Here is a 15,111-nt window from a genome sequence, read left to right as displayed (position 1 = left end):
CCGTGTCTGTGGGGGCAGAGCGGGGCTTGCTCGCGAGGACTCGGTTTCACATAGCCAGGGCATGGTAGTCCTGCACGTAGTTGTAGCGCGGTCGGCTTTCTTGATGGGGCTGCTTGAGGAAACCCAGCAGGGCATCACGGCTGTCGCGGCAGGCGGCTTTGTGTTCCATGTCCAGGAAATGCCCGGTGGCTTGCAGGGTGGTGAAAGTGCTGTGTTGCACGTGGTCGGCGAAAACCTTGGCATCGCTGGCTGAGGTGTATTCGTCCCATTCGCCGTTCAGGAACAGCACCGGCACGTTGATTTTTTTCGCCGCGTTGACGTAGCACAACCGGTCGCTGTGGAGCACGTCGTTGATGTGGAAATGCATCTGCCCATATTCGTGCTCGGCCAGGCTGCTGACGTGTCGATAGTTGAAGCGCTTGAACAGCGGCGGCAAGTGTTTGCCGATGGTGCTGTTGACCAGGTGTCCCACGCGGTCGCCGTCCAGGCTGCCCAGGTAATCCACGCCGCGCTCCAGGTAGTCGCGCATCGGTGCATTGAGCACTGGGGAGAACGAGCTGATCACCGCTTTTTCGATGCGCCGTGGACGCTGGGCCAGGGCGGTGAGGGTGGCGGCGCCGCCCCAGGAAAAAGACAGCACATGCTCTGCGGCAAAGTGATCGATCAACTCCAGGAGGATCTGGCCTTCGATCTCTTTGGTCAGCATTTTTTCATGGCGGTTGTGGGGCTTGGACTTGCCCGCATAGGGTTGGTCGTACAGCACGACGTTGAATTGCGGGTAGAGGTTTTTGGCGGTCTGTGCAAACGACGCGGTGGTGGCCATCGAGCCGTTGACCAGGATGATGGTCTTTTGCGCGGCGTCTGCGCGATAGAACTCCGTGTAAACCCGATACTGACCCTGTATATCCAGCACAGCGATTTCTGGCCTCATGTCATAAGACTCCTGGCAAGCGGGTATGCGCGCAATGAGATTGCACGAGCAATGTGACAGGTAGGCATACGCCTGAAAGATAAGGCCCATGTCGATCCACGAAAGCCGGTCGACGGGTATTGTTATGGCGGGCAGTTTGCCGGAGTTAAGAAGGAACCCGAGGAGGCTCCGGCCGGCAAAAAGTTTCTTGGAAGTATGTGGTGACTCATCGGTCACATTTCGGCCGACGGTTTGATTCAAGCAGTGGACCGGCCGTCGCGCAAGTGTTGTTTGACAATTGTCCGACACTTCTGCCGAGCGGTCATACGATCAGATCAGCTGGATCTCTTCAGGGCTCAGGGCGCGGTATTGGCCAGGCTCAAGTTCGGCGTCCAGCAGCAGCGGTCCCATGCGTTCACGGTGCAGGCGCAACACCTTGTTGTCGAAGTGGCCGAACATGCGTTTGACCTGGTGATAGCGGCCCTCAACGATGCTCAGCCGTGCCGATCTTGGCCCCAGCAGTAGCAGTTCCGCAGGCTGGGTGGTGAGGTTTTCGAAAGCGAAGTACAGCCCGCGCGCGAAGGTAACGGCGTATTCGGCGGTGATGAGTTGCTCGGTCTCGACGTAATAGACCTTGGGCAGTTTGGTCTGCGGTTGGGTCAGGCGTCGTGACCAACTGCCGTCATTGGTGATCAGCATCAGCCCGGTGGTGTTGAAGTCCAGCCGCCCGGCGATGTGCAGGTCGTCCTTGTCTGGCTCATCCAGCAGGTCCAGCACGGTGGGATGCTGCGGGTCGCGGGTGGCGCTGACGCAACCGGGCGGTTTGTGCAGCATGAAATACCGGGGTGGGCGACCGGCTTGCAGCACCTGGTCATCGACTTCGACCCGGCTGAATTCGCGCACCTGTGCATGAGGATCGCTGATGATCTGCCCGTCGATCCGCACCCGGCGTTCCACCAACAACAACCGGACTTGTTGGCGATTGAAACGCGGCAGATTACTGAGGAAGCGGTCAAGGCGCATGGGGCAGGTCAGGCAAGAGAGCGAAGGGCGGGCATCTTACGCGATCGGCTGCGGCTTGGCCCGCAACTGGGTTTCGACCTGGGCGCAACGTGGGCACAGGCAGGACTGATCGCGCAGCTCGGCCGGCAATGCTTCAAGCACGACCGGGTCGATGCTCACGCCGTAACACCAGCAGGCGCGGTCGGCGGTTCGCGGGTCGGCCAGCGTGCAGTCATTGCTGGCGCCACAGGCCGGGCACAAGTCGGGTTTATTCATAGCTGGAATGAGGCATCTGTACACAGGTTCGGTTGTTCCCGGTTTGCCGGGCGCGTTGCAGCGCATGATCGGTCCGCGACAGCAGGCTGTGCAAGGTATCTTCGTCCTGCAAGGTGGTGAGGCCGATGCTGACGGTGACCCGCAGCTCTTTGCCACTGCAGAAATAACGTTGTTGTTCGATCCGTTGACGAATTTTCTCAGCGATCTTCAGACCGTTCTGCCCGTCGGTGTCCTTGAGCAGCACAATAAACGTCTCGCCACTCCAGCGACACACGATGTCCGAATGCCGCAGGCTGTCGGTCAAGTCGCGAGCGAACCCGGTCAACAACTGGTCGCTGGCGATGTGACCATGGGTGGAGTCCAGTCGCTTGAACTCGTCCAGCTCCAGCAGCAGCGCCGCCAGGGGTTGGGGTTCACGTTGGGCTTCGTGCAGGGCTTGTACCGCCAACAGGTCGAAGCCACGGCGGTTGGGAAGTTCCGTCAGGCTGTCGAGGGTCGCCTGGGCGTCGATGCGGCGTTGGTAGCTGCTGATCAATTGATAAAGGATTGCCAACACCGCCAGCGTCACGAGCAGGCCGATCAGCAGGTTCAGGTACAGCATCCTGAGCGTGTGGTCCCGTACCGAAGTGTTGGCAGCGTGGTAGCCCAACAATGAAATGATCAGAAAGCCTGCACCTAGCAGCCCCGCCACGAGCAGGAGCGGCTTGCGCTGGGAATACAACGGCGAACGGAGCGACATGGCGATTTCCTTGGCGCAGACCCAATGAAATCAGTTTAGTGGCCTTGTAGGAAAAGGTGCTCGGATTTGCAGGGTTGTAAAGGGTGGCGAGGGATTTACCGAAGTGCAGCGGCCGCAAAAGCGTCTGCTACGCAGCCGAGCGGGAGCAAGCTCCCTCGCCACACAATCACAACTGTTTCAGACTATCTAAATAAGCCCGCCACCCCCCCAAATGACTGATGTCCTGCGCGCCCGTCAAACCATACGGCTCACAAATGAATCCGCTTTCCCAGCGGCCGTCGGCCAGTTGTACCTTGCCCAGCCCAAGCGGCGCGGGGATGCCGGTCAGGAACGAACCGAGTTCGCTGCTCGGCAATTCCCAAACCTCCACCTCGATGGCCACGCCGCCTTCACTGACCCGCAGCATGCCGGGGCGCAGAGGCGGGCCACCGGCCAGTGCGTAGAGACGGTAATCGGCTGAGCTGTGGGTGGCCTCGATCAGACGGGCTCCGCGTTGCTGGAGCTGCCAGTTCAGCGCCAAACCGTCCAGATGCGCCCCGCACACCACCAGCCGCGCCCGGTCATGGCGAGCCGGGTTGGCCGGCGCTGGCACGGCCGGCTCTTGCTGGCGTTGCAAGGCATCGGCGACGCTTAACAGGTATTGATCGGTGAAGGCCCGACCGAACAGCGTCACGCCCCAGGGCAAACCGTTGGCCATGAATGCGCTGGGAACAGCGACGGCAGCGTAGTCCAGCAGGTTCATGAAGTTGGTGTAGTAACCCAGCTCCGAGTTGCGCAGCACCGGTTCGGCGGCCAGTTCGGCGAGGGTCACCGGGCGACCGATGGTCGGGGTGAGGACGCAATCGAGCGTTTCCATGACGCGATCGCATTGGGCTTTGAGCGCTTGCAAACGGTACTGGGCACGGAAGGTTTGTACGCCATCCACGGTAGGCGCTTTCGCCAATACGGCGCGGATAACTGGCAGTACGGCATCGGGCTCGCGCTCCATCAACTCCCCGGCAACGCTGTAGCGCTCAGCCACCCAAGGCCCTTCATAAAGGAGCCGGGCGGCTTCGAGAAACGGGGACAGGTCCAGTTCCACCGCTTCGCCGCCCAGGCCCTTGAGGCGCTCGATGGCCGCTTGAAACAGTTGTGAACCTTCGTGGCAGCCGAAAAAAGCCAGGTCTTGCCCACGAGGCACGCCGAAGCGAAAGCTGCGTGGCGCGCCGAACGCTGAGCCGTCGTTCCACTGCGGGTTGCGGCGGCTGTACTCATCGCGTGGGTCGAGACGGGCTGTCAGCGCCAGTAACTGGCTGGCTTCCCGCGCCGTTGCGGTGAAGGTCGTGACGCAGTCCAGCGTGCGACAGGCCGGCACCACACCCGCCGTTGAGATCAATCCCTTGGTGGCCTTCAAACCCAGCAGATTGTTCAGCGCCGCCGGCACCCGACCCGAACCTGCGGTGTCGGTGCCCAGGGCAAAACTTGCCACACCCAGGGCCACCGCCAGTGATGAGCCGGCGCTTGAACCGCCGGCCGGATAGTCGGGCAGCACGCTATTGCGGCAGGCACCGTAAGGCGAGCGGGTGCCGTTGAGCCCGGTGGCGAACTGGTCGAGATTGGTCTTGCCCAGAGGAATCGCGCCCAAGGCCAGTAGCTGCTCGACAAGGGTGGCCGAACGTTGCGGCACGTAGCTGAACGCCGGGCAGGCGGCCGTGGTGGGAATGCCTGCCAGATCGATGTTGTCCTTGATCGCGAACGGCACGCCATACAACGGCAGGTTTTCCAGATCCTGGCCCTCCAGCGCGACGAGGTAAGGTTCCAGCTCCTCGGGCGTCAGCAGGTGGATGAACAGGTGGTAGTCCGGGTTCAGCGCCGCGGCTTTTTCCCGCAGGCTCAACAGTAAATTGCGAGGTGTAAGTTCGCCGCTGCGGTAGGCGTCGCGCAGATCGTCCAGGCGTAAAGACGGGGTCATGGCATTAATCCTTTGATTGAGTTCAGTCACGTTCCAGCACCACCACACGTTGTCCGGCGCGCACCGCCGAGCCGGGCTGTACACGAATCTGGCGCACCACTCCGGACACGGGGGCGAGGAGTGGGATCTCCATCTTCATCGACTCCAGAATCACCAGTACGTCACCCGCGCTGACCCGAGCATCCACCTGCACCTGGACCTGCCAGAGATTGCCAGCGATGTGGCTATCGACACTGAGTTGATCTTCGCTCAGCAGTGAATCTTCGCTGGGCGCGGGTGCCGGTTCTTCGCTGTCGAAGTGTGCCTGGCCACTGGCGATCCACCGCTCGCGCTCGGCATTGAAGGCGCCTTGTTGCTGCGCCCGGAACGCGGCGATGCTGTCCGCCTCCTGCGCCAGGAAGCGCTGGTAATCAGCAAGGTTGAGTTGACCGTGTTCGATGTTCAGGTCGAAGCGGCCCAGCGGGAAGTCCCGGCGGATGCGCAGCAGTTCATCGGCGCTGACCGGGTAGAAGCGGATCTGGTCGAAGAACCGCAACAGCCAGGGTTTGCCGTCGAATGCGGCGACCTCGCGATAACGATTCCACATCTGCAACGTGCGCCCGACGAACTGATATCCACCTGGGCCTTCCATGCCATACACACACATGTACGCGCCGCCGATGCCCACCGAGTTTTCCGCAGTCCAGGTGCGGGCCGGATTGTATTTGGTGGTCACCAACCGATGTCGAGGGTCCAGTGGCGTGGCGACCGGCGCGCCGAGGTAGACATCCCCAAGGCCCATCACCAGGTAGCTGGCGTCGAACACCGTGCGTTGCACTGCGTCGAGGTTGGGCAGGTCGTTGATACGGCGGATGAACTCCAGGTTGCTCGGGCACCAGGGCGCGTCCTTGCGCACTGTGGTCATGTATTTTTCGATGGCCAGCTGGCAGGCCGGATCGTCCCAGGACAGCGGCAGATGCACGATGCGTGACGGCACCTGCAGATCCTGCGCGGCGCACACCGCGTCCCATTCACCAGTGAGGATCTGCAGTAGTTCGGCCAGCGGCAGTTGTTCGGGTTGGTAATGCACTTGCAACGAACGAATGCCCGGCGTGAGGTCGATTACGCCGTGCAACTGTTTGTGTTCCAGCGCCTGCATCAAGGCGTGGGCGCGAAAGCGCAGCACCAGATCCAGTTCAGGAGCGCCTATCTCCAGCAGCAGGTGCGTGTCGCCGGCCAATCTCGCCACCAGACGGGTATCGTCCTGACCGATATCCAACACCACTGGCGACCCAAACCCCTGTGGGAGCGAGCCTGCTCGCGATGGGGCCAGATCAGACACCGCATCCACTTCATCGCGAGCAGGCTCGCTCCCACATTGATCCCATTTCACGGTCAGTGAGCGGGCGGTCGATATATCCACCGGCACGAACCGCACCCTGTCCCCGGCCTTCAGTTGCCCCAGTTGCCAAAGATCCGCCTCGATCACCGTCACCGGGCAGACGAAACCACCCAGGCTCGGGCCGTCGGGCCCGAGGATGACGGGCATGTCGCCGGTGAAGTCCACGGCGCCGATGGCATACGGGTTGTCATGGATGTTGGATGGGTGCAGTCCGGCCTCGCCGCCGTCGGCGCGTACCCATTCGGGTTTCGGCCCGATCAGGCGCACGCCGGTTCGGCTGGAGTTGAAATGCACTTCCCAGGCCGTGTCGAAGAAGGTGTGGATGTAGCGCTCGGTGAAGTATTCCGGCGCGCCATGGGGGCCGTAAATCACGCGGATCTGCCGCACGTCGGGCAGCTCCAGAGTGGGTTCGCTCGTATACGCTACGGTCGCGCGCTCATCCAGGGGCGCCAGGTGCAACACGTCGCCGGTACACAAGGCCCGCCCCCCATGGCCGCCGAACTGGCCGAGGGTGAAGGTGCTTTTACTGCCCAGGTAATCCGGCACTTGCACGCCGCCTTGCAGGCACAAGTAACTGCGCGCCCCGGCGCCGGCGATGGTGCCGATCGCCAGGGTGGAACCGGCAGGAATCGACAGGGCAGTGTTCATCGGCACAGCTTCGCCATCGAGGGTCAGCGCAATGACCGCGCCGGTCACGGCCACCCTGGCAGCGCAGTTGAAACGCAGCAACGGCCCGCTCATGGTGATTTCCAGCGCCGCAGCGCCTTCTTCGTTGCCCAGCAGGCGATTGCCCAGGCGCAGCGAGCGGCTGTCCATCGGTCCCGATGGCGGAACACCCACCGCCCAATAGCCGAGTCGGCCGGGGTAGTCCTGAATGCTGGTCTGGGTGCCGGGGCTGAGCACTTCAAAAGTGTGGGCGCGATAGACCAGCGCCTCAAGGCAGCGAGTCCAGGGCTGGCCGCTGGCAAAGGGTGCATCGAGGAGAATCTGTTGCAGGTAGTCGCGGTTGGTTTCCACGCCGTACAACAGGCTTTCATTCAGCGCTTGATGCAAACCCAGGCGTGCCTGCTCACGGGTCGGCGCCCAACGAATGACTTTGGCGATCATCGGGTCGAAGTAGGGTGGAATCTGGCAGCCGGCCTCGACCCAGGTGTCGATGCGCAGTTGTTTGCCGTCGGCTGGCGGCCATTGCACAGCGGTCAGCAGCCCCGGGCTCGGCTGGAAGTCCCGGCCTGGATCCTCGGCATACACGCGCGCCTGAATCGCATGACCCTGGGCTCGCAACCCCTGGCTCAACTCGCTCAGGGGCGGCAGGTCCCCGGCGGCCAGTTGCACCATCCAGCGCACCAGGTCGACGTTCCACACTTGTTCGGTGACGCCGTGCTCCACTTGCAGGCGGGTGTTCACTTCCAGAAAGTAAAAGCGCCCGGCGTCACTGTCGAACACGAACTCCACGGTGCCGGCGCTGCGGTAGTTGACCGCCTGGGCCAGTTGAATCGCTGCTGCGCAGAGCTCCTCGGCCATACCTTCGGGCAAGTTGGGCGCAGGGGTTTCTTCGATGACTTTCTGGTTGCGCCGCTGCACCGAGCAGTCGCGCACGCCCAGTGCGATCACCTGGCCCTGGCCGTCACCGAATACCTGAACCTCAAGATGCCGAGCCCGCTCGATGTACTTCTCGATGAACACGCCGGCATCGCTGAAGTTGTTCTGGCCCAAGCGCTTGACCGCTTCGAATGACTCGCTCAACTCGGCGGCATTGCGACAGACACGCATGCCGATGCCACCGCCGCCAGCGGTGCTTTTGAGCATGACCGGATAGCCGACCTGGTTGGCGGCCAGTAGCGCGGCGTCGAGGCTGTCGAGCAGTTCGCTGCCTTCGAGCAGTGGCACGCCGTGCCGGCGAGCCAGGTCGCGGGCGGTGTGCTTGAGGCCGAACACACGCAGTTGCTCTGGCGTCGGGCCGATGAAAGCGATGCCGGCGGCCTCGCAGGCCTGCGCGAAGGCGGCGTTTTCCGAGAGAAAGCCGTAGCCGGGATGGATCGCCGTCGCGCCGCTGCTTTTGGCGATTGCCAGCAGCTTGTCCACCGCCAGATACGTACCGGCCGCCGCACCTTCGCCCAGGCAGTGGGCTTCGTCGGCCTGCAGGATATGCAAGCTGGCCGCATCGGCCTGGGAATACACCGCGACGCCTTCGACCTTCAGCTCGCGCAGGGTCCGCAGGATCCGGCAGGCGATGGCGCCACGGTTGGCGATGAGGATTTTTTCGAACATGGCATTGCCCCCTCAGGCATGCGTGCTGCCTGAACTGGGATGCGGGCCGTCCCGCAGTTTTCGATGGCCGACGGGGTCGTCCCCGTGAGCGAAACCTCCAAACACCCGACTCCCCTGTGGGAGCGAGCCTGCTCGCGATAGCGGTCTGTCAGTTACATCAGTGTTGGATGTGCTGCTGCCATCGCGAGCAGGCCCGCTCCCACAAGGGTTTGAGGGTGTTCATGAAATCAGTGTTTATTTGATGCACTGCCCCGACCGGCTCTGGCACAAGGCAAACAGCCAGCGGCGCAGGCGGGTGAGTTTCAGTTCCATATCAAAAGCTCCGCTGGCGTGGGGTTGTAGGCGTTGCACGGGTTGTTCAGTTGCGGGCAGTTGGAGATCAGGACGATCACGTCCATCTCGGCCCGCAGGTCGACGTATTTGCCGGGCGCCGAAATCCCGTCCTCGAACGTCAGGCCGCCGTCGGCGGTGACCGGCACGTTCATGAAGAAGTTGATGTTCGGTCCGATGTCGCCCTTGCCCAGACGACCGTCGTGGGCGCAGGCCCGCAGGTAGTTGTCGCGGCAACTGTGCATGTAGCGTTTTTCCAGGGCGTAGCGCACGGTGTTGCTTTCCTGGGCGCAGGCGCCACCGAGGGTGTCGTGGCGCCCGCAGGTGTCTTCAACGATGGTCAGCATGGGCCGGCCGAGGTTGGAATACAGCACGCTGCCGGTGCTCAGGTACACGCTGTTCTGCCGGCGCAGGGTGCGCTGCACGTCGTAGCGTTCCTTGGGATTGGCCAGGCTGTAGAACAGCGTATCGACCGCCTGGTTGCCTTCCAGGTCGAGGATGCGCAGGGTCTGGCCGGCCTTGACCTCCACCAGCCAGGGTTCCCCGGCGGGGATGGTGGCGCGGTAGATAGCGGCGTCGGGCTGCTTTTGCAGGGTGGCGATGGCAAGTGACATGGCAGCGATCCTCAGGCGAACAGGCGGTCGGTGTTGATGAAGCCGCGCTGGTTTTCCGGGCGCGAGTTGCGGCAGTGCTCGGCCACGCTGGGCTCGGCGTTCATCCAGCTGAGCTTGAGCGGTTGCGGGGCGTATTGGGGGTTCGGGTTCATCGGGTGTTGCAGCGCAGTCAGCACCACCAGGGTATCCATCGGTGCGTAGAGTTCGATGTAATCGCCGGCCTTGGAATGGCCTTCAACGAAGTGAAAGTTGCCGGCCTCGTCGACATCGACCCGGCTGAACAGGTTGAGGGTCATCAGCAGGTCGGACAGGCCCAACCCCCATTTGCCCAGCTCCACCAACAGGTTGTCGGTGCCGTTGCGAAAGAACCCGTTACGCAGTTCCTGATAGCGGCCCTGGCCGTATTTTTCAGCCACTTCCTCGGCGCAGAGCACACCGCCAAGGCTATCGCTCCAGCCGCACGTGTCGGCGGTGATCGCCGCCAGCACCCGGCCCATGTCCGAGTACAGGCAATGGCCGGTGGTGAGTTTGGCGGTGTGTTGGCATTTGAGGCTGTCGGGCAGGTTCAGGCGCTCGGTTTTCTCATTGGCATTGAGCAGCGTCAGGCTCACGTTGGCTCCGCCGCGCAGATCGGTCAGGCGCAGCAGTTGACCGCGCTTGAGCACGAAGGAACGGTGGCCGCCACCAGGCAGCAGTTCTTCGGCGAAGGGAGGAAACAATTGGGTCGAATCGGTCATGGGAAACTCCTTTCAAGCAATACGCAATGCGCCGGCCAGTTCGGCGGGCAGGGCGTCGACGGCGGCACGGGCGGTGCGGCGGTCGCTGTTCAGTGGAATGTCATAGGTGATGCGCGCGCCATAGGCGCCGGGGGCATGGGGATCGACGCGAACCTTGTCGAACACCAGCAGGCGGGTGCCGAGGCTGAATCCTTCGGACAGGTCATGGGTGACCATGAACACCGTCAAGCGGGTTTCGCGCCACAGCTCCAGCAACAGGGCGTGCATGTCTTTGCGAATGCCGGGATCGAGTGCGCCGAAGGGTTCGTCCAGCAGCAAGACACGGGGTTTCATGATCAGCGCCTGGGCGATGGCCAGCCGCTGTTGCATGCCCCCGGACAACTGCGCCGGGTATTTATCCAGTGCATGGCCGAGGCCGACCTTGTTCAGCAGATGCGCGGCCTCTTCACGGGCCTGGCGTTTGGCGCTGCCGAACAGGCGTCCCAGCAGCGGCGAGCGCGGCAGTTCCAGGCCCAGGGCAACGTTGTTCAGCACCGTCAGGTGCGGGAACACTGAGTAACGCTGGAACACCACGCCACGGCTGGCATCCGGCTCACCAGCCAGAGGCTCACCGTCCAGCAGAATCTGCCCGCGACTGGCGCGCTCCTGGCCCAAGAGCAGCCGCAGAAAGGTTGATTTGCCACAACCCGACGCCCCCACCAGCGTGCAGAACTCGCCTTCGGCGACGCTCAGGTTCAAGCGTTCGAGCACCACCTGATCGGCGTACTGCTGCCAGACGTTATTGACCTTGATGAAACTCATGCCTTCGCCCCCTCATACCAGGGGAACGCTCGCCGGGTCAGGTGCTTGAGACCCCAGTCCATCAGCCAGGCGAGCAAGGTGATCCACACCACGTACGGCAAGATCACATCCATCGCCAGGTACCGGCGCACCAGGAAAATCCGATAGCCCAGCCCATCGGTGGAGGCGATGGCTTCGGCGGCGATCAGAAACAGCCAGGCCGAACCGAGCATCAGCCGCAGGGAAATCAACAGGCGTGGCAGCAATTGCGGCAGCACCACCCGCAGCATCAGGGTCCAGGTCGAAGCGCCGAGGGTCTGGGCCTTGATCAGCAGCTCGGGCGGAATTTCCCGGGCGCGCTGTTCCAGGTCCCGGGCCAGGCACGGGGTGATGCCAATGACGATCAGCATCACTTTCGACAATTCTCCCAGACCGAAGACGATGAACAGAATGGGCAGGATCGCCAAGGGTGGCACCATCGACAGCACGGTGAGCAACGGCGACAGCGGCGCGCCGAACAGCGGCAGCGTGCCGGCGGCGATGCCCAGACACAGGCCGGCCAAGGCGCTGATGCCCAGGCCGATTGCCAGTCTGCGCAGGCTCGATGCGGTGTCTTGCCAGAGCAGGTAATCGCCACTGCGCACGTCAGCGGTGAAGGCCAGGCGTTTGACCGCATCGGCCATCTGCACCGCGCTGGGCAGCAGCTTGTCGTTGGGGTTGTCCGTCAACCGTTCGGCCGAGCCCATAAAGTAGGCGAACAGCACCAGCGCGAAGGGCAGGATCACCAACAACAGGCGGCTGGGGCGATCCGGATAGCGGTTGATCAGGCGCATGCCAGCTCCTCCGGTTTACAGCTTGGCGTCGGCGGCCAGCTGCACGTAGGTCGGGTCAAAGCGCAGCTTGAGGTTGGCCTTGTCGCCGCTGGTCACGCCATTGGCAAACGTCATGCCGACTGCGTTGGTGTCCTTGGCGCCTTCGCCGAGCAAACCGTGCTGGAACGAAAACTCGGCGACCTTGCGCATGGTGGCGGGCAGTTGCTCGCTGGTGGCGAAGCTCAAGGCCTCCTTGGGCGTGGCGAACAGCTTGGTGGTGTCCAGTTGCGACTGGAATCCGGCCAGATCGGTGCCCGAGGCTTTGGCCATGTGTTCGAGTGCGGTCTTGCTGGCTGCGTTTTTTGCATCCATCAGCGCCACCACTTCAAACCAGGCACCGGTCAATGCTTTGCCCAGGGCCGGGTTGTCCTGCAGGGTCTGGGTGTTGACCACCATCATGTCCATGATCTCTCCCGGGATCTGGCTGGAATTGAACACCTCGCTCACGCCGGGCTGGGCCTTGATGTCCGAGAGCATCGGGTTCCAGGTGGTGACGGCCTTGACCTGGTCGGTATTGAAGGCCGCGGAGATATCGGCATCGGAGGTGTTGACGACTTTGAGGTCTTTCTCGGTCAGACCGACCGAGTCCAGGGCGCGGGCCAGCAGGTAATGGGAGACCGACAGCTCCACCAGGTTGACGTCCATGCCCTTGAGGTCGGCGACTTTCTTGCCGTCACCCTTGAGCACGATGCCGTCATTGCCGTTGGAAAAATCGCTGACGATCAGCGCGGTGCTGTCCACGCCGCCGGCGGCGGGAATGGTCAGGGCGTCCATGTTGGTCATGGTGCAGCCGTCGAACTGACCGGCGGTGTATTGGTTGATGGATTCGACGTAGTCGTTGAGCTGCACGACATCGATGGTGATGCCGTATTTTTTCGCCCATTTATCGACAATGCCTTGGCTGCCGGCGTACTCCCAGGGCATCCATCCGGCGTAAATGGTCCAGCAGACGCTGAAATGGTCTTTTTGCGCGGCAGGGGACGAGGGGCTTACGAGGGCCGAGAACGTAGCGAGGAGCAGGGCGCAAAGACGAAGCTTGAGCATGGTGGTTCTCCAGTTGATCAAGGGCGGACAGGAGCAACGCGGCACCGCGAACGGTGGCTTGTCTCCCGGGCTTTTGTCCCGCCGTGTAACCTCAACTGGAGGTCGCCAACTCTCGGACCAGCCACTCGCCAGAGGCGAGCCGGAACCCTAGTCAGCCATTGCAAATTGTGGTGCCGCGAACCTGTGATGACTCCTGCACGGAGTTTGTTAAAGCGAGAGCCGTGCCAAGTAGCGTAAAGGCCCGGTCCAAAGCGGGTGGGGAGAGATCAGCGCGGCGTCGCCAGTGGGTTTGTGCATGGTTGTGGTGCTTTGCTGCACCGGGATGAGGCGCGGAGCACATGTTTCAACTTATTGCCGGGGCGCACCAGATTCGGATTTCGCTGTCAGATTAATCGTCAGTCACCCAATAGATGACTGCCGCCCGCCAGCGTCGCTGATGTGGCTCATTAGCGGTCCAGGAGGCCGCCATGTATCGACGACTTCTGCTCATTGCGTTTCTGTTGACACTTTCGGCATGTGTTCCTTACGACGGAGGCTCAAGCTACTACCGTTCCGAGGTCTACACCTCACCGGCGCCGGTCTATTACGGTGGCGGGAGCTACTACTCGGCACCGCGCGGCTATTACGCACCGCGGTATTACTCGGCACCGCGTTATTACCAACCGGCACCACGCTATTACTCGGCGCCGCGCTACTACCAACACGGTCCACGCTATTACTCGCCACCGCGCACGGCATACCGATCTCATCCACACCGGGGCGGCTGGGACGGCCATAACCGGGGCGGCTGGAATGACGACCGTCGTGGTCGAGGCGGACGTGATCATCGGGGACGCGGTGATCATGATGGACGGCGTAACCACCGCTGATTCATCGGCAGCAAAAAGCGGCGCATTGAGCGCCGCTTTTTTGTGCCTGTAACAAACCCGATGGGATAACGCTTGTGGGAGCAAAGCTTGCTCGCGATGACAGGGGATCAGTCAGCTTCCCGGTGACTGGCATATCGCTATCGCGAGCAAGCTTTGCTCTCACAGAATGTCGCTCTCACAGAATGTCACTCTCACGGGTGTGCCACTCAGGTTCTTTACTCGTTAGACAAATCCGCCAGCGGATGCCGCCCTTCCCAGGCCTTGTGAAAATGCGCCTCGACCGCTGCTGCGGGGACATGGTTGATGTCCGGCCAGTGCCAGCGGGGCTTGTGGTCTTTGTCGATCAGCCGCGCCCGCACGCCCTCGCTGAATTCAGGGTGTCGGCAGCAGTTGAGGCTCAAGGTGTACTCCATGCGCAACACACTTGCCAATGACAAATGCCGGGCTCGGGCGATCTGTTCCCAGACCAGATGAGCAGTCAGCGGGCAGCCTTCGGTCATGGTCTTGGCCGCCCGGGCGATCAATGGGTCTGAATGGTCCACCAGCAGGCTGAGGGTTTTCCAGGCGCAGCGCACATCGCTGACATCCAGCCATTCGTCGATTTTCTGCCGGCGCGGTAGCCATTGCGCCTCGGGTAATTGGGCGACGGCTTCCTGTTGCAAGGCCTTGAGCAAGCTGTTGAGCTGCATGGGCGTCTGTTCCTGCCAATTGAGTTGCAGCAGGCCTTCGATCAGATCGTCCTGTTGTTCATCCAACAGGAAACGGTCGGCCAGACCCAGGTCAATGGCGTCCCGGGCATTCATATGGGCGCCCGTCAGGCCCAGGAACAGGCCAAGCTTGCCGGGCAGCCGCGACAGGAACCAACTGGCGCCGACATCCGGGTACAGGCCGATGCTGATTTCCGGCATCGCCAGGCGCGTGCTCGGTGTGACGATCCGAATATTCGCGCCTTGCAACAGCCCCATGCCGCCGCCAAGCACGTAGCCATGGCCCCAGCACACCAAGGGTTTGGGAAAAGTGTGCAGGTTGAAGTCCAGTCGGTACTCCGCGGCAAAAAATTGCGCCGCCAAGGGCGGTACTTCACCTGGTTGAGCGCGGCAGGCCTCTACCAGGCTGCGCACTTCGCCGCCGGCGCAAAACGCCTTGGCGCCGTTGCCGCGCAACAATACAGAGACGATTTGCGGTTCTCTGGCCCAGGCGTCGAGACGATCGCGCAGGGCGTTGATCATCGGCAAGGAGAGGGCATTCAAGGATTTTTCAGCATCCAGGGTGGCGATGCCGATACGGGCGCCATTGATGCCAGTGAGTTCTTCGAAGTGCAGATTCATCGTGACC

12 protein-coding genes, 1 pseudogene and 1 riboswitch are annotated in these 15,111 nt (G+C 62.2%); of the genes and pseudogenes, 1 reads left to right on the top strand and 12 read right to left on the bottom strand.

Features of this window, described 5'->3' with window-relative positions; translation table 11 throughout:
• Window positions 1–46 precede the first annotated feature (46 nt).
• The 11 genes and pseudogenes from HQ912_RS20975 to HQ912_RS20925 all read right to left on the bottom strand — a co-directional run bounded on the left by HQ912_RS20975 (window position 47) and on the right by HQ912_RS20925 (window position 12,907).
• The gene (locus HQ912_RS20975) at window positions 47–931 is read right to left on the bottom strand and encodes an alpha/beta fold hydrolase (RefSeq protein ID WP_173407255.1); all 885 of its coding nucleotides are present in this window, start codon (window positions 929–931) and stop codon (window positions 47–49) included.
• Between the two features lie 309 nt (window positions 932–1,240).
• A complete protein-coding gene (locus tag HQ912_RS20970) occupies window positions 1,241–1,933 on the bottom strand; it encodes a pseudouridine synthase (protein WP_107322074.1) in 693 nt (230 codons plus the stop codon).
• Between the two features lie 36 nt (window positions 1,934–1,969).
• Window positions 1,970–2,188, bottom strand: a complete 219-nt coding sequence (locus HQ912_RS20965) for a cysteine-rich CWC family protein (RefSeq protein WP_173407254.1) — start codon at window positions 2,186–2,188, stop codon at window positions 1,970–1,972.
• Window positions 2,181–2,786: pseudogene (locus tag HQ912_RS20960) on the bottom strand (GGDEF domain-containing protein); the annotation flags it as partial. The pseudogene HQ912_RS20960 and the gene HQ912_RS20965, both read right to left, overlap by 8 nt.
• A gap of 307 nt (window positions 2,787–3,093) precedes the next feature.
• Window positions 3,094–4,878 (bottom strand): allophanate hydrolase, encoded by a 1,785-nt coding sequence (gene atzF / locus HQ912_RS20955; protein WP_173407253.1) that lies wholly within the window; start codon window positions 4,876–4,878, stop codon window positions 3,094–3,096.
• Between the two features lie 22 nt (window positions 4,879–4,900).
• On the bottom strand, window positions 4,901–8,530 hold the full coding sequence (uca, locus tag HQ912_RS20950) for an urea carboxylase (RefSeq protein ID WP_173407252.1): 3,630 nt from the start codon (window positions 8,528–8,530) through the stop codon (window positions 4,901–4,903).
• A gap of 302 nt (window positions 8,531–8,832) precedes the next feature.
• Window positions 8,833–9,474, bottom strand: coding sequence for an urea amidolyase associated protein UAAP2 (locus HQ912_RS20945; RefSeq protein ID WP_107322078.1), 642 nt, complete (start codon window positions 9,472–9,474; stop codon window positions 8,833–8,835).
• 11 nt (window positions 9,475–9,485) lie between these two features.
• On the bottom strand, window positions 9,486–10,211 hold the full coding sequence (locus HQ912_RS20940) for an urea amidolyase associated protein UAAP1 (RefSeq protein ID WP_173407251.1): 726 nt from the start codon (window positions 10,209–10,211) through the stop codon (window positions 9,486–9,488).
• Window positions 10,212–10,223: 12 nt separating this feature from the next.
• Complete coding sequence (locus tag HQ912_RS20935; protein ID WP_047227987.1) at window positions 10,224–11,012, bottom strand: ABC transporter ATP-binding protein; 789 nt, start codon at window positions 11,010–11,012, stop codon at window positions 10,224–10,226.
• Window positions 11,009–11,824, bottom strand: coding sequence for an ABC transporter permease (locus HQ912_RS20930; protein WP_047227986.1), 816 nt, complete (start codon window positions 11,822–11,824; stop codon window positions 11,009–11,011). The genes HQ912_RS20935 and HQ912_RS20930 overlap by 4 nt, the downstream gene beginning before the upstream one ends.
• 15 nt (window positions 11,825–11,839) lie before the next feature.
• The gene (locus HQ912_RS20925) at window positions 11,840–12,907 is read right to left on the bottom strand and encodes a putative urea ABC transporter substrate-binding protein (RefSeq protein WP_076385971.1); all 1,068 of its coding nucleotides are present in this window, start codon (window positions 12,905–12,907) and stop codon (window positions 11,840–11,842) included.
• 60 nt (window positions 12,908–12,967) lie between these two features.
• A riboswitch (guanidine-I (ykkC/yxkD leader) is annotated at window positions 12,968–13,069 on the bottom strand.
• A 305-nt stretch (window positions 13,070–13,374) separates the two neighbouring features.
• Between HQ912_RS20925 and HQ912_RS20920 the strand changes: the two genes are divergently transcribed.
• Window positions 13,375–13,776 carry a hypothetical protein gene (locus HQ912_RS20920; RefSeq protein ID WP_173407250.1) on the top strand — a complete coding sequence of 134 codons (402 nt, stop codon included), beginning with the start codon at window positions 13,375–13,377 and terminating at the stop codon, window positions 13,774–13,776.
• 215 nt (window positions 13,777–13,991) lie between these two features.
• On the opposite strand, the gene HQ912_RS20915 is transcribed toward HQ912_RS20920, so the two are convergent.
• The gene (locus HQ912_RS20915; RefSeq protein WP_076385967.1) at window positions 13,992–15,104 is read right to left on the bottom strand and encodes an enoyl-CoA hydratase/isomerase family protein; all 1,113 of its coding nucleotides are present in this window, start codon (window positions 15,102–15,104) and stop codon (window positions 13,992–13,994) included.
• Window positions 15,105–15,111 lie beyond the last annotated feature (7 nt).

It is taken from the genome of Pseudomonas sp. MPDS, from assembly GCF_013283895.1.
Lineage (GTDB): Bacteria > Pseudomonadota > Gammaproteobacteria > Pseudomonadales > Pseudomonadaceae > Aquipseudomonas > Aquipseudomonas rhizophila.
This window is presented reverse-complemented; position numbering and strand designations above follow the sequence as displayed.